The organism is Fortiea contorta PCC 7126, assembly GCF_000332295.1.
Lineage (GTDB): Bacteria > Cyanobacteriota > Cyanobacteriia > Cyanobacteriales > Nostocaceae > Fortiea > Fortiea contorta.
Genome location: NZ_KB235930.1, coordinates 3,023,583 through 3,047,501 on the forward strand (window position 1 = coordinate 3,023,583; position 23,919 = coordinate 3,047,501).

The 23,919-nt window shown below is 41.7% G+C and carries 15 protein-coding genes and 1 other RNA gene; 9 read left to right on the forward strand and 7 right to left on the reverse strand.

Annotation, left to right across the window (positions count from 1 at the left end; all coding sequences use genetic code 11):
• Nucleotides 1–300 precede the first annotated feature (300 nt).
• Together MIC7126_RS28635 and MIC7126_RS0113950 are read left to right on the forward strand one after the other, a co-directional pair.
• Nucleotides 301–1,851, forward strand: coding sequence for a serine/threonine protein kinase (locus tag MIC7126_RS28635; RefSeq protein ID WP_017653775.1), 1,551 nt, complete (start codon nt 301–303; stop codon nt 1,849–1,851).
• 705 nt (nt 1,852–2,556) lie between these two features.
• On the forward strand, nt 2,557–4,332 hold the full coding sequence (locus MIC7126_RS0113950) for a ShlB/FhaC/HecB family hemolysin secretion/activation protein (RefSeq protein WP_017653776.1): 1,776 nt from the start codon (nt 2,557–2,559) through the stop codon (nt 4,330–4,332).
• A gap of 37 nt (nt 4,333–4,369) precedes the next feature.
• Here MIC7126_RS0113950 and MIC7126_RS28855 read toward each other — a convergent pair whose 3' ends face one another.
• On the reverse strand, nt 4,370–7,654 hold the full coding sequence (locus MIC7126_RS28855) for a CHAT domain-containing protein (RefSeq protein ID WP_017653777.1): 3,285 nt from the start codon (nt 7,652–7,654) through the stop codon (nt 4,370–4,372).
• A gap of 294 nt (nt 7,655–7,948) precedes the next feature.
• Between MIC7126_RS28855 and MIC7126_RS0113960 the strand changes: the two genes are divergently transcribed.
• Together MIC7126_RS0113960 and MIC7126_RS27595 are read left to right on the forward strand one after the other, a co-directional pair.
• Nucleotides 7,949–8,542 carry a COP23 domain-containing protein gene (locus MIC7126_RS0113960; RefSeq protein ID WP_017653778.1) on the forward strand — a complete coding sequence of 198 codons (594 nt, stop codon included), beginning with the start codon at nt 7,949–7,951 and terminating at the stop codon, nt 8,540–8,542.
• 131 nt (nt 8,543–8,673) lie between these two features.
• Nucleotides 8,674–9,513, forward strand: coding sequence for a S1 family peptidase (locus tag MIC7126_RS27595; protein ID WP_202951047.1), 840 nt, complete (start codon nt 8,674–8,676; stop codon nt 9,511–9,513).
• A gap of 68 nt (nt 9,514–9,581) precedes the next feature.
• On the opposite strand, the gene rnpB is transcribed toward MIC7126_RS27595, so the two are convergent.
• The 4 genes from rnpB to MIC7126_RS0113980 all read right to left on the reverse strand — a co-directional run bounded on the left by rnpB (nt 9,582) and on the right by MIC7126_RS0113980 (nt 13,833).
• Nucleotides 9,582–10,030: RNase P RNA component class A (rnpB, locus tag MIC7126_RS28740), an RNA gene on the reverse strand.
• Nucleotides 10,031–10,079: 49 nt separating this feature from the next.
• On the reverse strand, nt 10,080–10,769 hold the full coding sequence (locus tag MIC7126_RS0113970; RefSeq protein WP_017653780.1) for a hypothetical protein: 690 nt from the start codon (nt 10,767–10,769) through the stop codon (nt 10,080–10,082).
• 65 nt (nt 10,770–10,834) lie between these two features.
• On the reverse strand, nt 10,835–11,971 hold the full coding sequence (corA, locus tag MIC7126_RS0113975) for a magnesium/cobalt transporter CorA (protein ID WP_017653781.1): 1,137 nt from the start codon (nt 11,969–11,971) through the stop codon (nt 10,835–10,837).
• A gap of 305 nt (nt 11,972–12,276) precedes the next feature.
• Nucleotides 12,277–13,833: a serine/threonine protein kinase gene (locus MIC7126_RS0113980; protein WP_017653782.1), complete on the reverse strand. Its 1,557-nt coding sequence runs from the start codon at nt 13,831–13,833 to the stop codon at nt 12,277–12,279.
• A gap of 276 nt (nt 13,834–14,109) precedes the next feature.
• Here MIC7126_RS0113980 and MIC7126_RS30460 point away from each other — a divergent pair, with 276 nt between their 5' ends.
• Complete coding sequence (locus tag MIC7126_RS30460) at nt 14,110–14,544, forward strand: hypothetical protein (protein WP_154655895.1); 435 nt, start codon at nt 14,110–14,112, stop codon at nt 14,542–14,544.
• Here the strand turns inward: MIC7126_RS30460 and MIC7126_RS0113995 are convergent.
• Complete coding sequence (locus tag MIC7126_RS0113995) at nt 14,541–16,538, reverse strand: BamA/OMP85 family outer membrane protein (protein WP_017653784.1); 1,998 nt, start codon at nt 16,536–16,538, stop codon at nt 14,541–14,543. The two genes, MIC7126_RS30460 and MIC7126_RS0113995, sit on opposite strands and share 4 nt — an antisense overlap.
• A 243-nt stretch (nt 16,539–16,781) precedes the next feature.
• Here MIC7126_RS0113995 and MIC7126_RS0114000 point away from each other — a divergent pair, with 243 nt between their 5' ends.
• The gene (locus tag MIC7126_RS0114000) at nt 16,782–18,128 is read left to right on the forward strand and encodes a lipid-A-disaccharide synthase-related protein (RefSeq protein ID WP_017653785.1); all 1,347 of its coding nucleotides are present in this window, start codon (nt 16,782–16,784) and stop codon (nt 18,126–18,128) included.
• 65 nt (nt 18,129–18,193) lie between these two features.
• Here MIC7126_RS0114000 and MIC7126_RS0114005 read toward each other — a convergent pair whose 3' ends face one another.
• Nucleotides 18,194–18,916 carry a response regulator transcription factor gene (locus tag MIC7126_RS0114005; RefSeq protein ID WP_026100254.1) on the reverse strand — a complete coding sequence of 241 codons (723 nt, stop codon included), beginning with the start codon at nt 18,914–18,916 and terminating at the stop codon, nt 18,194–18,196.
• A 351-nt stretch (nt 18,917–19,267) separates the two neighbouring features.
• Here MIC7126_RS0114005 and MIC7126_RS29415 point away from each other — a divergent pair, with 351 nt between their 5' ends.
• From MIC7126_RS29415 to MIC7126_RS0114020, 3 genes are all read left to right on the forward strand, one after another.
• Nucleotides 19,268–21,616, forward strand: coding sequence for a PAS domain S-box protein (locus MIC7126_RS29415; protein WP_017653787.1), 2,349 nt, complete (start codon nt 19,268–19,270; stop codon nt 21,614–21,616).
• A 391-nt stretch (nt 21,617–22,007) separates the two neighbouring features.
• The gene (locus tag MIC7126_RS0114015; RefSeq protein ID WP_017653788.1) at nt 22,008–22,439 is read left to right on the forward strand and encodes a response regulator; all 432 of its coding nucleotides are present in this window, start codon (nt 22,008–22,010) and stop codon (nt 22,437–22,439) included.
• Nucleotides 22,440–22,569: 130 nt separating this feature from the next.
• Nucleotides 22,570–23,904: an ATP-binding response regulator gene (locus MIC7126_RS0114020; RefSeq protein ID WP_017653789.1), complete on the forward strand. Its 1,335-nt coding sequence runs from the start codon at nt 22,570–22,572 to the stop codon at nt 23,902–23,904.
• Nucleotides 23,905–23,919 lie beyond the last annotated feature (15 nt).

The following is a 23,919-nucleotide window of genomic DNA, read 5'->3' on the forward strand; positions in this document are numbered from 1 at the left end:
GGGTGATATGATTTCACGTTAATGACGATGCCTTTAACTGTGTTTTTCCCATATCCAAGGCCCCATAGCCCCATATCCAACGAGTGATTTTGATTTGTGTCCAATACTTAATAAATAATCAATCTTAGGTTAGATATTGCTTTTGTCAAACCCCTGTGGTAATGTCTTATGTGCTAGATATGGGGGCAATAGTTCGTTGTATTCATTCGCAATGAACAAGTGTTGATTTTGTATTGGCGATCGCTATTTGGAAAACCTGAACTTTCTCAATTTAAGCAAGATTAGGATTGTGTTAGCCCCATGAATTCCCCTGCTGAGTCCAATTTTTGGATAGGTCGTTGTTTGGGCGATCGCCAGCGTTACCGCCTAGAGAAACGTTTGGGCGGGGGCGGTATGGGTGATGTGTTTTTGGCTATGGATACCCGCATGGGTAAGCAGGTTGCATTAAAACTGCTCAAGGGTACGCTGGTATCGTTTCAGGAAATGAAGAAGCGTTTTGAGCGAGAAGTTGAAATCAGCGCCGCTCTCCACAGTGAGCATATTGTACAAGTCACTGATTACGGGATGACTGATGAGGGCTATCCGTTTTATGTGATGGAATATCTGCGTGGGGAGTCTCTGCGTCAACTACTCCAGCGGGAGCGGCGATTATTAGCAACTAGAAGTGTCAAAATTATAACTCAAATTTGTCACGGTTTGCAGCACGCTCACAAAGGGGTGACGTTGTGGCGAGAAGCTGGAACCATTAGCGAGCATATCCAAGTTATACATCGTGACCTGAAGCCAGATAATATTTTTTTAGAGACGACAGATTCTAGAGAAGTAGTTAAGATAGTTGATTTTGGTATAGCGAAGATTCGCAGCGAATCTTATGAGCAGACCAACTTGACGCATACATTTATTGGTACTTTTCGCTACGCATCACCAGAACAATTGCGAGGTGAAGATAATCTCGATGGACGAGCAGATATTTATAGTTTAGGAATTATTCTTTATGAAATGTTGAGTGCTACTGACCCTTTTGGGTTTAGTATGAAACGGAATTTCAGCGAAAGTTCATGGATTTTTGCTCATACTAGCGAACCGCCTCAGCCTTTACGTCAGCAATTAGGATGTGAGCATTTGTCTGTAGAATTAGAGGCGGTGGTGATGCGATGTCTGCAAAAGCAGCCTAGCGATCGCTTCACATCAGTAGCAGAATTAAATCAAGCTCTCCAAGGTACTATTCGCCCAACAATTCACCCACCATCTAGACAGATGGTGAAAGAAACTATCCCTTTAGTTCAACCTGAATTGGCACAAAGTTATGATGCGGAAACTATTATTAATCCTCCAAAACCAGTAAATCTCAAAATAGAAGCACTTGCACCAATTGTACCTCCTGATTATCTTCAATTGACGCCCAAAAAAGAAGACGCCATCATTCAATACCGTTCTCCCATTCAAGTCATTCCTCAAAGAAGAACTCAGCTTGAAGCAGCGACAAAATCAGAATTATCCTTAAAACCAACGATGTTTACAGCCTTAATTGTTATTGCTTGCATTAGTGGTTTTTTCGCTTATCCTTTGATTACATCATTGCTGACGCTGAAATCTATTCAGGATGCTCAAGCGCAATCAAATTATGAGGAATGCATCGCTCTCGCAGAAAAAGTGAATAGCGGTTATAGTATTTATCAACAAGTTACAGATATTTTGAATAAGTGTAGATTTGGGTATGCTACTAAACTAGCTGAAGAAAATAAATGTAATGAAGCCATGCAAACAATAGAAAAAATTCCTCCAGAAAACTCTACTTTTACACAAGCAAGAATAGAAATTGATCATAGCTGCATCAAATTATTTAAATAATTGTTGGTGATTGACCAAAAATCACCACAACGCCTCTAACCGCTAAATTAAAGTATTAAGTTTAATGTAGAGACGTAAAATTTTATGTCTCCATCAAAGTTTGGGATGTCGCCCATGATAGTTTTCATGCAGCCTTGAACAACACCAAGTTTTTAAAATGCCTAAATGCTTTCTCATTTGGATAGATTTAGTCAGCAAACCGCAGTTTGCTTTCTCATTTAGGTAGATTCAGCAAGCAAATGCTGTCAATGCTTTCTCATTTAGGTAGATTCAGCAAGCAAATGCTGTAAATGCTTTCTCATTTAGGTAAATTCAGCAAGCAAATGCTGTAAATGCTTTCTCATTTAGGTAAATTCAGCAAGCAAATGCTGTAAATGCTTTCTCATTTGAGTAAATTTATAGATGTCGCCAAGTAGTTTAGAACACAAACTGAACACAAAACGCAAACACCAAGAAATTTTTGCGCCTGTTCCTTATATAAACAAATAAGTTCACAAATTAAAGGGGACTGCTATAAGTTTTGAGAATTCCTATTGACAGGCAAATTAAATTATTTGATAATTTCTACATTTATAGTGCCTCTCATTTCGCTCAAATACAATCGCGGGCGGGAAAACACCATAACAAAATTAGATTGTGAACAAAACTTGGCGATTCTCACTGATAAATATTCTAATTTTTAAGTGTGGATTTGCACTCCAGTGCATGATATTTTGTTTAATTGCAAGTCAAGCGATCGCAGATAGCAATACTCTCATCAAACCTGGAATCAATTTAGCTGATTCTCCACAACAAAATCAAGTTGTGGAAAAGGCAAAGTGTGTTACTGTTGTTCCGCAAAATAGCTTATCTTCACAGCAACCACAACCAGAAAATCATCAACCACCCCCAGTAGATGAAAACTCTGTCACACCATCACCGAATACAGATAATCATCAACCTGGCGAACCACCAACAAATCCCCCAATAAATCAGCGTTTCTTAGTCAAGAAAATTGTTGTCCGTGACCATACAATAATTAGCGCTAAAGAAATTGCAGCAATTACTCAACCTGTAGAAGGAAAAACTGTCACATTACAAGAATTAGCAAATGTTGCTGATCAAATTACTGCACTTTATTTAAATCGTGGTTACATTACATCAAGAGCAGTTTTAGTAGACCAAATTATTGATACTGGTGAGATAGTAATTAGAGTTTTTGAAGGGGGTATAGATCAAATTCGTGTTGAGGGTACGCAAAAGATTAATCCTGAATATATTTGCAATCGCATTCGATTAGCTGGATTAAATCCATTCCGTCAGCAAAAGCTAGAAGATGAATTAATTCTCTTGCGTTCTGACCCCATATTTAAAAATCTAGAAGCGAGTCTCAGACCAGCAGATTCTGGAAAGTTTGGGCAAAGTACTATTATAGTCAAAGTGACAGAAGCTAGTCCTGTCAAATTTGCTGTTGGTGTTGATAATTATTCACCACCAAGTGTGGGTTCAGAAAGGTTAGGTGTGGGTTTAGCATATCGAAATTTAGTAATTTCTGGCGACCAGATTGCTGTAGCTTATAATCGTTCCACAACTGGTGGAGTAAATTTATCTGATTTTAGTTATCGAGTTCCATTAAATGCGATGAATGGAACTTTACAAATACGCGCAGCAATTAATAATTCTAAAATTACTGACCCCCAGTTTCAAAGTTTGAATATTCGCGGTAATTCTGATTTATATGAAATTAATTATCGCCAACCATTAATTAGATCACCTCGTGAAGAATTGGCTTTGTCTTTAGGGTTTACATATCAAAATGGTCAAACTTTTTTGTTTGATAATCAACCTTTTGGTTTTGGTATTGGCGCAGATAAAAATGGTGTCAGTCGTACCAGTGTTTTCAGATTTGGTCAAGACTATGTGAAGCGAGATATTCAAGGAGCTTGGACTGTGCGATCGCTTTTAAATCTGGGAACTGGTTTATTCGACGCTACCACGAATAATCATCCTATTCCTGATGGTCACTTTTTTAGTTGGTATGGTCAAGTGCAAAGAATTCAACTGCTTAATCAAGACCAACAACTAATTATCGCGCTAGATTGGCAACTCACACCAGATAGTCTACTCCCATCCCAACAATTTATCATTGGTGGAGCGCAAACAGTACGCGGTTATCGTCAAAATGCGCGCTCTGGTGACAATGGATTCCGGTTTTCTATCGAAGACCAAATTACCGTATTGCGGAATGAAGGCGGTTTACCTACACTACAATTTGCACCTTTTATTGATTTGGGTATGGTGGGGAATCATCCCGATAATCCTAATAATCGTTCTTCACCAGCGCAGAAATTTTTAGCCAGTGGTGGATTAGGTTTATTATGGCAACCAATACCTAATTTGAATGTGCGTTTAGATTATGGAATTCCTGTGATTAATTTAAGCGATCGCGCTAACAACTTTCAAGACTCCGGCTTTCACTTTAGCGTTTATTATCAACCATAATTTTTTAGTCAGGACTTTAGTCTGTTCCCTGCTACACTTACCACGGATTCCCAATCATGGTAAAAGCAGACCAATAAAAAGGATGTCTTAAATCTTGTTGTAATTTTGCATCTGGAGATGCTGTAGGTAAATTTATACCTCTAACAGAAGTTCGCAAAAGACCATTATCCAGCACAACTTGACCTTTTAGCATAGCTACTTGTGCTCGTCGCAAAGCTTCAGCTTTGATGGGTGCAGTTTTGAGGTTTTTATAAAACTCAACCATAAATCCCAAAGTACCCGCGTCGCTAACTTTCCACAAACTAGCCACAGATGTTTTTACACCAGTTGCATAAGCAATTCCACCGAAACCTAATTCAGCATTGCGATCGCCTAAAGCTGTACGACAAGCACTTAAAACCAACAATTCCACAGCAGGATTATTTAACCCTAAATCTCCCACTTGCGGTAATCGCAATTGATTATCCCAAAATTGAATAAATGAGTTTGCTGGTTCTCCTTTCTCAAAGTTTCCATGTGTCGCTAAATGAATAATCCCATAAGGTTGATTCTTTCTCAGAGATTTGAAATTATTTAAAGTGAAGTTTTGATTGACAAAAAATTTCCCTTCCCAAATTTCTTCAGCTACAATAGACAATTCCTCAGGAACAGCTGGTAAAGGTTTAAGTTTCTCAAACTTAGACGCTCCCATCGCTAAAATTTGCGAATTGCGAATATCAACATAACGAGTATCAGTAATGCTCAACGCGGGAGTAAATCCCACACTGTAGTTTTCAATCAGAAACTGCTTACCATCATATAGCGCCGCAAAAGGTAAAGAACGCAAACCTTCGTCAGCAATAAACAATAAATTATTAATACCTCTTTTATCTAACTCCTGTTTTAAAGGCGCTATCATTAACTGATATAATTCTGCCGCAGGTAGTCGATAATTTTGATTATTCGGAGTTTCTACAGTACCGTAAAGTTCTTCCGCAATTTCTAGGACATCTTTGCGTTTAGCAGCAGAAATTGTTTTGCGGATCGGGTCTTCTTTTCCAGTAACTAATAATAATTCTAACTGGTCGTTATCTTGAGGAACTTGTGAAGCTTTCCCTTCTGCACCTGAAGGGATAAAATTTACATAAATAATTGCAGGTTTCACTCCAGTCGCTTTCTCGATTTGACGAAGGATATCCCGCGTTTCATAAAGAGTGATGCGTCGGCGTTCTCGCACTTGATTATTACCTGCGGATGTCCGAAAATATGACTCAAATTGACTAGCAAATTTATCATCTGTGACTGCAATTCCTGGATCAATTGCAGATGGTTGATTAATATCAACAACAGCTAATGGTGGTGTGACTACTGATGAAGGTGTCTGTTGTATTGAATTTGTTTTATCTAATGGTATTGGTGTCAACGGTGTCGGATTTATTGGTGGTATTGATGGTGTCGGATCTGTTTTTGGTATTGGTGGTGTTAATGGTGTCGGATCTATTGGTGGTATTGATGGTGTCGCTGTCACATCGAAGCTGATGGTTTGCGGTGGGGAAAATGAAACCCCATCACCAGCGCTAATGCTAAAAGCATTGACCCTACCAGAAAAGCCTACAGGTGGTGTATATTCTAAAGCATCGCCAGGAGCAAATACTGTTCCAGCAAGTGCGATCGCACCATTTTTTTTCAAAGTTCCCACAGCGATCGCTTCGATTCGCAAAAATGTATTATCTTGGTCAGCATCGCTAATTGTTGGGCGTAAATCCCCGTAACTCAAGGTGATATTATTATCCTGTTTCACACTATTAAACAGAGGATTAATCGTCAGGGTTGGCGGACGATTAACGGAAGTAATAGTAACATTTGCTGCAGCGCTGACATCACCACCATTGGCGAGAACAGGAAATGTACCTGAACTAATCCGCGCAGTTACTTCTGTATCAATTGCACCTACAGTACCATTAATTGTCGAGTCACCAATGATGAAAGCAGCGTTATTATTACCACCATTGTGTTGAATTGTGACATTACCCGGTGTAGTTCCCCTCGCCAAAATTGTAGTGTTCGCAGGGATATCTCCCGATTCTCCCACAGGTATCACACCCGCCCCTCGGACAACACCGTTAGCAATAATATTTACATCTCCACCCCTAGCGGTTTCACCGTAAAAACTTCTACCTTGCGTATTGATAGAATCAAATGTGACATTACCGCCTGAATTGAGGATGACACCACCACCGCTGGTATCAATGTTACCAACAGTAAGATTACCACTTGTAGTGGTAAGAATAACTGCAGTGCGATCGCTCAAAACAATCCGATTATCGAGATTTTGTCTAGCAATACCATCTGCATCCGGCAAAATTACTGAGGTAGTCTCAATACTAGCAAAGGAAGTATTAATATTACCATTGAAATTATCACCATTTTCTACAGAAATTCCCGAACCTGATAAAGCCACTTTTCCTTCACTATTAATAAATAATTTATCTGCATTTCCTCCACCTCCAGATGTTAGTAACTGCGGTAAAGATAAAATCGGCAAATTCCACGGTTGCGCTTGATTAATACTCGCTGAAAGTGGTTGAATTTCTAAACTCAAAATACTTCCAGATTGACTCAACCGTACTAATCTTTCACCCGCAACTGCAGAGACAATAATTCTTCCCCCTGGCGCTGATAATGTGCCAGTATTTACAATACTCCCAGCCGATAAAGTTAAACTTTGTCCATTTCCCACACCCAAATTACCAAAATTAATAATTCCCCCTGGTTGACTCATCGAAAAACTCACAGCATCAGGATTTCCCACCAAAGCTGCATAATTATTCACACCCCCAGCACTAAACCAATTAGAACCAAAACCAATTCCATTTGCAGTAGTTGCACTAAAAGATCCAGGCACATTTAAACTAGCATTAGATCCAAATACAAAACCACTAGGATTCATCAAAAATAAATTAGCATTGCTTCCAGTAACTTGAATTTGACCGTTAATAATTGAAGGTTCACCACCAACAACTCGACCTAAAATATTTTCAATACCAGGAGTAGATAAAAAATTCGCTATCTGCTCAGAGTTCAACCCAAACTGAGCGAAACTATGAAAAAGATTAACTTGATCTCCAGATATTTGACCGCCAGTAATATCAATTTGATTACCATTGGGTGCAATCATAGTCCCAGTACCATCAACCGCTGGTACTATTTGCTGGGCTTGTATTTGCTTGATATCTAAAACATTCAGCAAAGGTAGTAAAGTTAACCACAACAACCTAAATATTTGTGTATTTATATTTAAACTTCGTAAAAATCCGGTCTTGCCTTTGATTTGTAGATTCATAGCTTATATACTCTTGACAAGCAAAATTATAAAATTGAAAAAATAGCCTCAACCCAACGAGTAAGGGCAGAATACACACCACACAGATGCAGCCAAACGGAAGTTTTTTACAAATTTTTACCTGTTCCTTGCAACTTACTTGCAAGCAGGTTTAACTTTTCAGATTAATATAATACTACAAGTAGGTTATGTCTGCTTAAGAAAACAGCGCTAATTAGACTATAAATGTATGTTGGACAATAATTATCATCCACTCGAAAAATTTAACTAATTTATTAACTCAGGAATCAATCCATGTTGACTAATTTTAGTAGTAAATTACTGACCGCAAATCTGTGTTTTATTTCTATTATTTTGCTGCTGACTAATCAAATCGGACTTTCGCAAACTCCGCCAGTTAAAAGCAATGTTAAAACAGCATTTCTTTGCATTCGTCAAGGAAGTGGTTATGCGACAGTAGCGCGGAGGGGAACTAAAACAACATCGCCAATTATTACTTGGAATGATACCGCTTTCGGCCCTCAATTTGCCCCAGAGGAACGCTGTAAACGAGTTAGTCAGCGCTTGACTACAGCATTTGCATCCCGTGCTGGTGATGCGGGTACGTTGAAAATAACTCACGGGATATATAATAGTAATCCAGTAATTTGTTATATCAAAACCGAAAAAGAAAAATGTAGCGGTGAAAATTTATTATTAACGCTGAATTCATCTGAACGCGGTCAAGAAAAAGAAATTCTCAATCAGCTACTAAATTTTAGTGTCAAAGGTACTTCTACGCCCTTAAGACGAGATGAGAGCGATCGCACAGTCTTAGAATTGGGAATCCAGCTTAACAAAGCATTTGCAGATGATAGCGCTACCCCACCCTTGACACCGAAAAATTAAGCAGAGAAAAACAAATAAACCTAAAATGTATTTACCCCAGGATGCTAGATACTATTAGCATCCATTTTTAATCTCATCTTTCCCCTTTGAAAACCCAGAAGCCAGGAAACCATAATAAACAACAAATAATCGTGAAACCGTCTTTACCAATGTGGGAGTCACTCACTTTGTTGTTCAGTGCTACCCTTTTACAAGGCTGCTTATCTTCATCAATAAATCAATCAAAATATACTAAAAATCTCAACCCAGAAACAGATAATTCAACTTTACCAGTAGCAGAAATTGCTAAACAAGTTACAGTCAGAATTTTCACTGAACCCGGTTCTGGTTCTGGAGTCATAGTTGCACGTCAAAATCAAACATATACTGTTTTGACATGTCAACATGTAATTACTCATACTCAAAACCATAGATATAGCATCTTATCTGTAGATGGAAAAATTCATCAAGCCCGATTAAAACCAATGCATAAATTGCTGGGTTTAGACTTAGCTTTAGTTGAATTTGATAGTAAAAATAATTATCAAGTTGTCAAATTAGGTGACTCGAAAAGTCTAACTGTAAATACTCCTATTTTTGCCGCCGGATTTCCCAATTATCACTTAATTAATCAAAATAAAATTGAAGACACCCGCCATTGGGGTACAAAAGCTTTTCGCTTGACAACTGGTAAAGTGATGATGTTATTAACAGATAAATCACTCCCAGAAGGCTATCGTTTAGGCTACACCAACGAAGTAGAAGTTGGCATGAGTGGCGGCCCCGTATTGAATAAAACAGGAGAATTAGTGGGAATTAACGGTCGTTTAAAATATCCGCTGCAAGGAATTAATATATTTACATTTACTGATGGAAGCAAACCATCCCAGAAAATATTTGAGCAAATGGAAGCTTTAAGTTGGGCGATTCCCATTGCAATTTTTCAGCAATCTGCAGCAGATTTTTCTCAGGCTGAAAAAGAAGAACTATGACAAAAATTGACCTCCTACGAAACATCAAAATGGAGTACAAACCAACAAAGGTGAGTACTCCATTATTAAAGAAAGAGTAAGTAGTAAGCCGGGTTCTGTTCTCAGTGGAGAAGTTAAATTTAACATCTCTAACATGAGGGCAGTTATCTATCTGGGACGCCTGTTACCAGACGCCTCTAGCGGCTCTGTCTTAGCGGAACTGGTAAAAGACCAACCATAGTTCCTTTGGCCTTGCTCCCAACCGGGGTTTACCGAGCCACGACCTCTCAGTCGTGCTGGTGCGCTCTTACCGCACCTTTGCACCCTTACCTTCTCAAGTATGAAATTTGAAGTTTGAAGTTTGAAAATTTCAGACTTCAGCCTTTATCCTTCATACTTTAGAGGGCGGTATCTTTCTGTGGCACTATCCTCACGATCGCTCGCACTGGACGTTATCCAGCAAGTCTGGTCTTTCGGGAGTCCGGACTTTCCTCAAACCAGTTGTACAACTGATCTGCAACCGCCTGCGCCTACTCTCTCTTTAGATCCAGTGTAATCTTGGATGGCGTAGTGTGTGCGGGCAGGAATTATCTATTCCAGGGGAGAGCATATGTCCAAGGTAGTTTCCTGACAACGAATGGACAATTGAGAATGCACATAGGGGGTATATTCAGACCAGGAGCTATACCTACACGCACTTCGGATATCCGCAGCACTAGTTGCAGGGAAAATTTTAACTCGGTTCTGCCGTTGTCGAAGTCGTTGTATAGCTTTTTATTTTTTTGGAGAGCACCGAAATCAATCAGCGGTTTTTTTGCTGAATAAGTACCAGTTGCTTGATCGCGCTCGAAAACATTTTCTGCTGACACTGTTTCTGAAAGTGTTTTCTTGGGAGCAACTAAGCTAGGGCTTTGGGGTACGGCTAAGTCACGGGTTAAATCTGGTGATTTGCGAATTACTCGCAGCGATTGCTTGGTATGTTCGATGACTAAAGAACAGTTATCCCAGTCAACATATACGGCAATATTTTCTGATTTATTCTCAATACTCAGTGATAAATCTTTGACATCATCATAGGAATTTGAGCCACTCAATTTAAAAGAAATTCCAATTTGGTCTTGGAGATTTTGTTGTTTGAGTTGCTCATCAATAACTCCCTTTTGCAACTCATATTTAATTTTATCATCTATGGATTCAACCATCCGATTAAAAGCGTAAGCGACACCGATGATATAGAGTGTCAATACAACTAAATTCTGGTCACTATTCTGGGTCATAACTCAGAATACCTATCTCCTATGCTAATTTTATATATTTGACTCATCGCCTTCCTTGTTCACTTTTACTTAACTTTTATCGAATTTTCTAACCATCCTTTACGCCAAAACAAGATTAGCAGTACTATAGCGATCGCTGCCATAACTGCCAAGCATATCGGGTATCCCCAATACCAATTTAGTTCTGGCATATTATATGGCGATTTTTCCGTATTGAAATTCATGCCATAGATCCCCGCAACAAAAGTTAGGGGAATAAAAATTGCAGAAACTATGGTGAGTACCTTCATGATTTCATTCATTTTGTTGCTGACTGCTGACAAGTAAACATCCATTAATCCAGAGGCTAGCTCTCGGTAAGTTTCTACCATATCCATAACTTGGACAGTATGGTCATAACAGTCTCGCAAATAAATTTGCACTTCTTCACTAATCAATCCGCTACCATCTCTAACCAAGTTATTAATTACGTCTCGTTGCGGCCAGATAGCGCGACGCAGTTGTAATAATTCTCGCCGCAGTTTATAGATTTTCTGTAATGTTCTTTGTGTAGGTTCGACTATCACCTCTTCTTCTAAATCTTCGATTTGTTCACCGTAACGCTCCAACACGGGAAAAAAACCATCAATAATTGAATCTAATAAAGCATAAGCTAAATAATCTGCTCCTTGTCTACGAATAATACCTTTACATCTTTCAATTCGCATTCTCACTCCTTCCAAGCAATCGTGTTCTGCTTCTTCCTGGACTGTGAGTAGATAATTTTTTCCTAAAACTAAACTTACTTGCTCACTATAAAAACCACAGATGTTTTCTTTTGGTACTACCATCCGAGCAATTATTAATAATTGGTCTTCATAATCCTCCATTTTGGGACGTTCTGTCATATTCACCACATCTTCTAGCACTAGAGGATGTAATTCAAAAACATTACCTAATCTCTGCAATATGTCTTGATTTCCTAAACCTTGTACATCCACCCAAGAAACTGATTCCGTATCCAGATAAGCAATACATTCCTCTGGAGTTTCTATTTGTTTGCGAATATAATTTTCCTGGTTGTAATCAATCAAAAAAATAATCGGAGATTCGGCATTTTCATCAATAAAAATAGTCCCTGGTACAGTTCCTGGTTGATGATAATATTCTTTAATTAAGGATTTAGTGACAGCTTTAGAAAAACGGCGAATATTTTTGATCATAGGTTTTGCAATCTCATAACTCATAACTATGGCTATCGCTATTTAGAGAGAATTTATAGCGATCGCCAAATAATTTAGGACATAAACTGAATATCAAACCCACACACCAAACGACTTTTAACCCTATCCCCTATTCCCTGTTCCTCGTTAAGAGTTCCCTGCTATAAGTATTCAAGCCGACATGATACCACCCCGTCGCCTCTAAATTAAGTAGGTCGATGTAAATAAAGTTCAGGGGCTAAAACTGTGGTGTGAAAACACGCTCTAGCCCCTAACTTCTATTTTTAATTCAATTTTGTCGGCTGCTAATTTTCCTTTGGTGGCTGATTGTCGCTAGAAGTTGGTACAACTACAGCTGGAGGCTCTGGCTTATTTTCTGCTGGCGCTGGTGCTGCGGGAATCACGGCGGGATTTAGTTGTTTTTGTGCTGGGGGTGAAGCCGAATCTTGGTTAACAGATGGTGAAGGTGATGCATTCCGCGACGAGCGCACTGCTCTGAGCTTTTCCACTAGGGAATTTGTGGCTGGGGACGTGCTGGGCGAGACTTTGGGTGGCTCGCTGTTGGTAGGTAAGGATTCTTTAGTATCCTTTTGTGGTGATTCTTCACTACTGTTACGGTTGCGAGAATACTCAGTTTGTACTAATGGACGACGATTGCGCCTGCGCCGTGTGGTGGAGGTAGTCGCAGGGGTAGAGCTAGACGGGGAAATAGTTGTCTCTGGGCTGGATGCTGACGGTGTGCTGCTGACGGTGGGAATTTGCTCTTGGGTGGGATTGGTGAACAGTGGTGCTGGTGGCGGCGACTGGGTTGGCGATTTGGGGAGCATACTGGTGATGCCAAATCCGGCGATCGCCGCCACGGATGCTACACTTAAGCCGAGAAATACTTTTGATGATGCCAATTTTGGAGCTAATGATTTGACATTAGCGATCGCTGACGTTATCGGCATACGGCGCTGAGTAGTCCTCTTCAGCAAATTTTCTTGTTCTTGCAGCGATAAATTCACAGTGGCGACTGTGTGCGTCGGGACAACTTGTGGCGCTGCATTCATCCCCATCCCCGGTAGCAACTTCAACCACTCCGCCACTGTCGGGGGACGAAAGCGAGATTCCACCGCCATTCCCCGCATCACTGCTTGGTTGACAGCCGCGCTTAAATGTGGTTGTAATTCGCGGGGAGAAGGCATTTTTTCGCGATCGCGTAACAACGCAGGTAAGGGAACTTGCGCCGTCAACAGCGCGTATAACGTCGCCGCCAAACCATATACATCAGTAGCCGGCGTGCGTGGGGCTTGTGTCAGGTATTGTTCAATCGGAGAATATCCCTCCGACACCATCCCCGTGTGGGTCTGTCGCACACCACTATTAAACTCCCTGGCAATACCGAAATCAATTAACACTACCTCTTGAGTTCCTGCCCGGAGGATAATGTTATCTGGCTTAATATCTCGATGTAGCAAACCATTGTTATGTACCACCTGTAACGCCGCCGCGATTTGCCGAATGTAATGGATCGCTGTTGCTTCTGGCATCGGTATTCCTGGTAATATAAATGCATTCCCCAAAGTTTCCCCAGGGATGTATTCCATCACCATGTAAGGCAACCCAGCCTCTATAAAAAAGTCGCTAACCCGCACAATATTCGGGTGAACGCAAGTAGCTAATCTTCTGGCTTCATCTTGGAATTGACGCTCGAACTTAGCAAACTCAGGATGTTGTCGCAGCCGTTCGTTGATGGTTTTCATCACCACCTCTTGACCCAAGTAGTGATGAGTAGCCTTGAACGTAATGCCAAAGCCACCGCGCCCTATTTCCTGATTTAGGGTATACTTACCAGCCTGTAAAGTTGTACCTGCTAACATAAATAGTTCAGAGTCCTTAGTCCTAAGTGAGCAGATCAGCACTGCGTCCTGAGTCTTAAGGGATTTCCAAAGAAATTAGCTTCCCTAAGCTTAGGAAAACTTCCCCATCATCGCCACAGTTTCGTCTTTTTCATGATACATTGCCATCCCCCTGAGTAACTTGAAGATATGGGTAAGGGAATGGGGGATGGGGGATGGGGGGGGTGTGGGAGGTGGGGAGGTGGGGTGATGGGGTGATGGGGAGATGGGGAGGTGGGGTGATTAAAGCGTGAGCCTTTGAACCTGAAGCGTCAGCCTTTGAACCCGAAGCGTCAGCCTTTGAACCCGAAGCGTCAGCCTTTGAACCTCAAGCGTCAGCCTCTAAACCTCAAGTGTGAGCCTTTAAGCCTCAAGCGCGAGCCTTTGAGCCTCAAGCGCGAGCCTTTGAGCCTCAAGCGTCAGCCTCTGAACCTCAAGCGTCAGCCTCTGAACCTCAAGCGTCAGCCTTTAAGCCTCAAGCGCGAGCCTTTGAGCCTCAAGCGCGAGCCTTTGAGCCTCAAGCGTCAGCCTTTGAGCCTTAAGCGTCAGCCTCTGAACCTCAACACTCCCCATCACCCCACCTCCCCATCACCCCACCTCCCCATCACCCCACCTCCCCATCACCCCACCTCCCCATCACCCCACCTCCCCACCACCCCACCTCCCCACCACCCCACCTCCCCATCTCCCTAAAACCTCTGACCAATCCCCAAATGTACCCGGCTCTCTCCTTGGTCGTTAATGCCGTAATCAGCGCGGATTAAGCCGAGGGGTGAATCCAGACGGATACCGGCGCCGTAGCCGAAGCCGTTACCGGGTTTACCGCGTACCCCGGCGGGATTGCCTAAAACGGTGTCGCCAGATCCGAGGTCTGAGGCGTAATCGGCGAAGAGGACACCCCCAACTACGGGTAGAATGGGGAAGCGGTATTCTGCGGAAGCGAGGACATAACTGCGACCAGTGCCGACATTTCCAGAGTCGTAGCCCCGGACTGAGTTGGTTCCACCCAAATTAAAGGCTTCATAAGGTGGTAAATTACCGAGAACAGTACCAGCTTGGACATTCAATGCAAACACTTGTGGTTGTTTGCTGTTAAATAATTGCACGGGGACATACTGGCTGTAGTTGGCTTTGAGGCGATTCATGGAAATATTACCTTGACCCAGGGGTACAGATTGTTCTGTACTGAGGGTGAGGATAGAGCCTTTGGTGGGGTTGATAACGTTATCTCGGCGATCTTTGGAGGCGGTGAAAGAGACTGTAGTCAAATCATCGACACCTGTACCGCTTGCAGTTAAGGTATTGCCTTTGACATCTGTTGGGGTAATATTACCTTGGCGATCGCGGATACTGGTGCGGCTATAGTTAAATCCCAAAGATGTGTTCCAGTCGTCAATCGGTCGTTGAAAGCTAACGCCAGCGCCAATTCTACCTTCCCGCGCCCTATCACCGTTAGCGAGTTCAATTTTATCATCAAAGATTTGTGAGAGTTCTCGGCGGCGAAAGGCGTTGATGGTGTAACCTAGACGATCTGGATTGGTTTCTCGATAAGGACTAGTAAATTTGGTATCAAACTGCAAGTCGCGCAGCCCCACCCCGACGTTCACTCCCAATTTATCGTTCACACCACCGATATTCTGGTCTTGATAGTTGAGTGTGCCAATTAATCCTTGGTCAGTGCTGTAACTCCCGCCCACATTCACTGCACGAGCGCCGATTTCCTTGAGTTCATAAACCAGGTCAACTTTGGTGGCGTCTCCTTCGAGAGCTACATTCACCGTTGCAAATAAACCGAGTTTATATAATTGCTGTACATCTTGTCTAACAACGTTTTCTTGAAAAAGTTGACCGGGTTTGAGTCGCAGTTGCTGTTTGAGAAAATCTGGTTTGGTGCGTCCTGTAACTGGATTACCTTTGCTATCAACAGTTTGACCTTCATCGTTGACGAAGCGAAATTTGATATCACCCACCAAGCCTTCAGCGACATTTAAGGTGAGGATGCCGTCTCGGTTGGGTTTAATCGACAAGACTCTTGCCAAATTATAACCGTTATCAGTGTACCATTTATTGAGTTGTGCTACTGCTTGTTTGAGTGCGGCGGGGCTGATAGCGGTGCCAATTTGCGTTTGGAACTGTTTTTGGACGATTTGATTGCTTAGTGCTCGAGCACCAGAAAGCTGCAGCGATCGCACTATTATCGGCTGTACTTGATAAGTGACACTCAAGCCTTTGGTAGTGCTGCGGCTATTAACATTAGCTGTCACAAACAAACCTGTATCTAAAATTGCTGTCACATCTGTTTGCAGTTGCTTTTGACTAGTTTCTCCCCCAGTTTGGGTTTTTATTACTTGGCGAATAATCTGCTGTAATTCCTGATTAGCCCCTACTATTTGCACATCTGTAGTGGTGACAACTAAATCGGACGCAGAAGGAAGAACGACTGGGGAATTTTTGTTCACTCCCCTTTGCACAGTTCCCGAATTTTGAGAAAATTGTTGTGCAACTATCGTCTCTGGTACCGCAACTGATTTTAAAATTACAGGTGAGTCCTCAATTACTGGTACTATCAAATTTCCGGCTTTGGCAACCGGAGTGGTATTCTTGGCAGGTGCGGCTATGGCTTGTCCAGTCACATCGCTGACTGCTAAAGTCGCTAAAGTAAAGATTGCCGCAGAAGAAACTCGCATAATATTTTGCCTATATGCCTGATTAACTGGAAGTTAGTTATAGGGAGGTAATTGGGGGATAATTTTAATAGCAATTTTTGTCACATTTTTTTGTGAATTGGTATAACTTTTAGCTGCTTTACCGATTCGTTCCCCTATTCAGCCTTCTTTAACCAAACAGACATTTAATCGTGATTTTTTGTTTCTTTGCAAATCCCAATTTGGTATTAATTACGAATTACGAATGACGAATTACGAATTAATATGAGTAATGTACCCCAGTCAGCCACAGCCTCTTCTCGTTTGCAGTTACTGGTTTTGAGCAACGGTCATGGAGAGGATATCATCGCTGTCCGCATTTTACAGGAACTGCTGCAACAAGCAAACCCACCAGATATCTTTGCTTTACCTTTGGTAGGTGAAGGACACGCTTATCAGCAGTTGCAAATTCCTTTCATTGGAACGACACGTGCAATGCCTTCTGGTGGTTTTGTTTATATGGATGGACGCCAATTAGCAAACGATGTCCGGGGAGGGTTATTGCAACTTACGGTAAGCCAAATCCAAGCGATGCGTCGTTGGGTAAAATCTCAAAAAAAATTAGGTAATCGCAGTGCTATTTTAGCTGTCGGAGACATTTTACCACTGTTGTTTGCAACTTTCAGCGGTGCTAACTATGCTTTTGTGGGTACGGCTAAATCTGAGTATCATGTGCGCGATGAAGTTGGGTTGTTACCGCGCCAAACTAAAGGCGCGTATTGGGAAAACTTTTCTGGTTCAATTTACCATCCTTGGGAAAGGTGGTTGATGAGTCGTCGTCGTTGTCGAGCGGTATTTCCTAGAGATGCGCTGACAGCAAAAATCTTAAGCCAGTGGAAAATTCCGGTTTTTGATTTGGGTAATCCGATGATGGATGGTTTAGAGCCAAGCTTTCCTACTTCCAGATTATACACCGCAGATTTCTCTGAAAGTGAGATGATTCGCCCTTTAATTGTCACCTTGCTTCCTGGTTCGCGCCCACCGGAAGCTTATACAAACTGGGAAATGATCATGGTGGCGATGTCTGCGTTAATGGCTAGTTTTCGGGAGCGGGATTCGGTTTTTCTCACTTCGGGGATGTTAGTATTTCTAGGAGCGATCGCTGCGAATTTAGATCAGAATATACTCTGTCAAACCCTCAATCTCCAAGGCTGGCGACCCCACCCAGAAACGCCGATTCCCTTCCGTGATCCTCAAGCTTTGATATTTAAGCAAAAAAATGCCTATCTGATTTTAACCCAAAATGCCTATAACGATTGTCTGCATTTAGCAGATTTAGCGATCGCCATGGCTGGAACCGCAACAGAACAATTTGTCGGTTTGGGGAAACCGGCGATCGCTATCCCCGGTTTAGGGCCGCAATACACCCCCGCTTTTGCAGAAGCCCAAAGCCGTCTCCTCGGCCCCTCTCTGATTTTGGTAGACCAACCACCAAAGGTCGCTAAGGTAATCCAGTCTCTCTTCCGCAATCCTGACACACTCCAACTAATTGCTGACAATGGTTTGCAACGCCTGGGTAAACCGGGCGCTGCGAAACGGATTGCAGATTGTTTACGAGAACAGTTAGGATGAAAATATCACACGTGATCAAAAAAGCTTGTAGAGAAGTTGTATTGCCAAGTCTCTACATTCATGCTTTAACCAACTAATCCAGAGCGGAGAGCGCGAACAGCAGCTTGGGTGCGGTCATCAGCGCAGAGCTTGTTCAAGATGTTGCGGACGTGGGTTTTCACTGTACCCACCGTGATGTAGAGTTTCTCAGCAATTTGACCGTTGCTACAGCCAGCGACAATCAATTCTAAAATTTCTAATTCCCGTTGAGTCAAGGGATAGGTTTCTAAAACTTGTTCATATTCAGACGCCAAGGCTTCAATTTTGACAGTTTTCGGCTTATCACTTGATTGGGTTTCGCCGGGAAAACCTTGTCGCATCTTACGTAATACCACATTAGCGATCGCCGGGTCAATCCAAGAGTTACCTGTATAAGTTGCTTGGATCGCTTCTGTTAATTTATTAATACTCGTCTCTTTCATATAATAAGAGTCAGCGCCAGCAGCAAAAGCCGCTAATACCGCATCCTCAGTATGATCCATCGTCAAAATTAAAATCTTAGTTCCTAACTGCCCACTTTCTGCTTGGTGGCGCTTAAATTTGCGTGTCAGTTCAATTCCATCCATATCGGGTAAGCCGATATCGACAACAGCAACATCTGGTTTAGCTGTTTCCAGTAGTTTCATCCCCTGAGTTGCGTTAGCTGCTTCACCAACCACCTTTAATCCGCCGTGCGACTGTAGTGCAGCCCTGAGTCCCATCCGGGTAAGGTCATGATCTTCAATTAAAATAATACTGATTTCACTCATAGCTACACTCGCTCTACTTCCGATTGCATCTTTCAAACTATGACCTTCCATAACCGCTCTACTGCTTTTCCCAACCCTCAAGATAGAGGATATTATGTAAATCTTGCATCCACCAATAGAGATAGTAAAACGGCTTTTTTCTAGGCTAGACGGCTAAAAATATCTAGCTGTAGGTATATAGATATCTTAACCAAAAAAATGAAATATTGAGACGAACTCTAACTTACGCCTGATACCAATTCCCCATTAAGATGCAGCCAGTTATTTTGACACCTAGCCAATCGTCCCCAAAAGACCTCCGCGTACCTCCGCGCACCTTTGCGTTTCCAAATTAAAAACCATCTCAAAGTCATGGACAAACTAGCGCCAACTGCAGCAAATAAAATAGCATGTAACACCTCAAAACAAGCATTTGAATTCATGGGGGTGTTACAGCTTGATGGATTGCTGATAGAAATCAATCAAGCGGCGTTAGATTTCGGTGGATTAACAAGAGAGAAAGTTATTAATCGTCCTTGTTGGGAAGCTAATTGGTGGAGAAATTCACCAGAAAATCAAACTAAATTAAGAAGTGCGATCGCTCAAGCAGCAACGGGAAAATCGGTGCTATTTCCCATAAATATTTTAGATGCTAACCATGATAGTGTGACCGTCAATCTTGAGATTCGTCCCCTCAAAAATCAATCTGAACAAATTACGTTATTAATTTTGCAAAGTCAGATATTAACTAACGCCATTTCTTCCCCCACAACATCTTCCTTATCTCCTTTACAGTCAGTAAAAAATCTGAGCAATTTATATGCTGATTTGGTTGATAGTTTACCAGTGGGTTTAAATGTTTGGCATTTAGAAGATCCAGATAACATTTATTCATTGCGGTTGGTGAGTACGAACGCGGTAGCTAGTAGCTTAACGGGGGTATCTTCTTCAAGTTATTTGGGCAAATACGTTACAGACTGCTATCCTAGCGAACTGATACAATCAGCTAACTTGCAACTATACGCACAAGTAGCCTTAGGCGATTCGCCAGAACAGACTCAAGAAATTTACTATAGCGATCGCCATAATCCTTGTAGCTGTTTCAGCCTCAAAGTCTTCCCCTTACCGCACTGCTGTGTAGGAGTGCTATTAGAGGATATAACTCAGCAAAAATACGCACAACAAGCTCTCAAAGCTAGTGAACATCATTACGCCACCCTCACGAAAATGTCCCCTGTGGGCATTTTTCGCACAGACACAGCAGGAAATTGTCTTTATGTCAACGACCGTTGGACTCAAATTACTGGACTCACCGCTGTTGACGCCCTTAATCAAGGTTGGCGCCAAGCGGTTCACCCCGAAGACCTAGAACAGCTAGATTTAGAAGTAGAACGCATCCTCGCAGACAAACTACCATTCACTGGAGAACTGCGTTTTCTTCACCCCAGTGGTAAAATATCTTGGGTGTATTCCAGTGCTGTGGTGGAAACTGATGTCAATGATCAAGCGATCGGCTACATCGGTACGGTCATGGAAATCACCGAACGCAAGCAAGCAGAGCAAGCTTCCCAAGAAAGCGAAGAAAGATTCCGGGCTACCTTTGAGCAAGCTGCAGTGGGTATCGCCCATGTGGGAATTGATGGTCGCTGGTTGCGAGTCAATCAGAAACTATGTGAAATTGTCGGTTACACCAGACAAGAATTATTACATCTTACCTTCCAGGAAATTACCTATCCTGACGATCTACAAACCGATCTCAATTATATGCGTCAGCTTTTGGCGGGTGAAATCGAAACCTATTCCATGGAAAAACGCTACATCTGCAAAGATAATTTACCTTGCTGGATTAACTTGACGGTATCACTGGTGCGGGAAAATGGTGAGACAGCCATCAGCAACACTATTCGCCATCAACCAAAATACTTTATTGCTGTCATTGAAGATATCAGCGATCGCAAACTTGCAGAATTAACTCTCCAGCAACGAGCCGAAGAATTAACACGAGTCAACAATATTTTAGCGCAAACCACCACAATCTTACAAAAACGTAATCAAGAATTAGACCAATTTGCTTACGTGGCTTCCCACGATTTGAAAGCACCTTTACGAGCGATCGCAAATCTTTCAGAATGGTTAGAAGAAGACCTCGGCGACCAACTCCCCGCTGAAAATCAACACCAGATGCGTTTACTGCGGGGACGAGTCCAACGCATGGAAGCATTAATTAACGGCTTACTTGAATATTCCCGCATTGGGCGCACCCACGCCGAGCAATCTGTGGTGGATGTGGAGACTTTACTACAGGAAGTGATCGACTCCTTAGAACCACCACCAACATTTATCATTGATGTCGCTTCCGAAATGCCGATTTTCAGAACCAAACATTTACTATTACAACAAATATTCGCCAACTTAATTAGCAACGCCATCAAACACAACCCACGAGTTGATGGCCATGTGCAAATTTCCGTCAAAGACCAGGGGAGATGGTACGAATTCGCCGTGGCTGACAACGGCCCCGGTATTTCCCCTGAATACCAAGATAAAATCTTTGTAATCTTTCAGACCCTAGAATCCCGCGATCATAAAGAGAACACTGGGATTGGTCTGGCGATCGTCAAAAAAATAGTTGAAACAGAAGGAGGAAATATCACTTTAACATCCAGCTTAGGTAAAGGCAGCACTTTTCGTTTTACCTGGACTAAGCATCAAAATGAGTAAATTTGCTCAAGCTTACGGTACAAAATGTTTATGAGCAACTCTCACCAATGGCTGAGGACGGCGGCTTATCTGCTGATTTACAATTGATTTACAGGCGGTAAGTATTTTATTTTACTGTAGATTAAAACTCTCTGCTTTGGCAGATCATCCAGCATCAGGTGTCATTTTCGCAAATGTTAATCATAACTAAAGGCATGGAATCATCAAAAATGAGCCATTAGCCTTTAACCACCGCCTTGATTTTTTTACCCTAGTCAATCTAGCAAATTGAAGCTAAAACAGATTAGCGGTTGATGTTTTTAACGCTAAGGGGTCAGTTGTTTTGTAGTCAGGACTTTAGTCCTAAAATTTTCACCGCTAAAGTGTTTAGTACCAGATTACCTATAGGGGAATGGCGCAAAAAGTGATTAACATACTATTAGTGGAGGACGACGAAGTTGATATTATGAATGTCAAACGGGCATTCAAAAAAGTTAACATTACCAATCCAATTTATGTAGCCAACAACGGGGTAGAAGCTTTAACAATGCTTCGTGGCGAGGATAATCAACCGCCTTTATTTCCTCCCGAACGTCGTCTAATTTTACTAGATTTAAACATGCCGAAAATGGGTGGAATTGAATTTCTGCAAGAAATTCGTTCAGACTCCCAATTGCGAACTACACCAGTGGTGGTGATGACGACTTCCAACCAAGATCAAGACCGAGTAGAAGCCTATAACTTAAACGTCGCTGGTTATATACTCAAACCTGTCACCTTCGCTAGTTTTGTGGAAATGATGGCAGCACTCAATAGATACTGGGTATTGTGTGAACTACCCTAATCTTGTATTATCACTCTCATAAAGCAATCACTAAAGCCAAATTCTCAAACCTTGAATTAACCCCTAGTTATTCGCTACCAACCTTCAATGTTACACATCAACCTGTATTTGACAGCGAAGATAAAAGCCGATGGAAGAGACGCTGAAAATTTTGGTTGTAGACGACGATGAAGTCGATCGCATGACAGTCCGTCGCGCCTTAACTAAGGCGAGTATCAAAATGGAATTGTCAGAAGCAAAAGACGGCCAGAGTGCTATTTTTGCTCTCACAAATCATGAATATGATTGCGTTTTCCTCGACTATCGCTTACCAGACCAGGATGGTTTGTCTCTGATTAATCAAATACAAGTTGCAGAAATCAAAGTTCCTTTAGTAGTCCTCACAGGTCAAGGAGATGAACAAATCGCTGTAGAATTAATGAAAGCTGGGGCTACAGATTATCTTACTAAATCAAGAATATCTTCAGAAACATTGGCACGAATTTTACGAAATGCGGTAAGAGTACATCGTGCAGAAATGCAAATAGCCATAGCCAACCAGCAAATTAGAGAAAATCATGAATTACTAATTCGCAAAAACCAAGAATTAGAAAAACAAAGACAGCAAATTCAACTACAAAATTTAAAGCTATTAGAAGCATCAAGATTAAAATCGCAATTCTTAGGCACAATGTCCCACGAGTTAAGGACGCCGATGAATGCGATTATTGGTTTTTCACAAATTTTGTTACGTCCTAAATTCGGTCAACTTACCCATCAGCAAACAGATATGGTTGAACGGATATTTAATAACGGAAAGCACTTGCTGATGTTGTTAAATGAAGTTCTCGATTTTTCTAAATTAGAAGCAGGACGGTTAGAGTTAAAACCAGAATTATTTGAATTACCAAAAATAATTAATAGTACTGTCGCCGAAATGCGTCCTTTATTTGAAAACAAAAAATTATCTTTAATAGTACAGGTAGATTTAGCCAATCCGGTAATATTTAATGATTCAGTACGTGTGCGACAAATTTTAGTTAATCTCCTGTCCAACGCCAATAAATTTACAGAAGCTGGTGAAGTTTGGGTAGAGGTCAATGAAATTCCTGGTAATCGGATAGCAATCGCCGTTCGAGATACAGGTATTGGTATCGCTCCCCAAGATTTTCAACATATTTTTGAAGCTTTCCGACAAGTCGATCAAAGTATCACCCGCAAATATCCGGGTACAGGACTTGGTTTAGCAATTATTGATTCCTTAGTACGCATGATGGGTGGCAAAATAATTCTAGAAAGTCAATTGGAGGTCGGTTCTATGTTTAGAATTGAATTGCCACGCCAAGTAACATCAGCCACCACAACAGGTAACAATCCAGCTTTATACTTGGGTAGCGATGAAATTCAATGTTCAACACAGAACCCTCATCACCCCTACAATCAATTCAGTAAAGCATCAATGGGATCTCCCCATTTCAAACCATAAAATTCACCTCCAAAA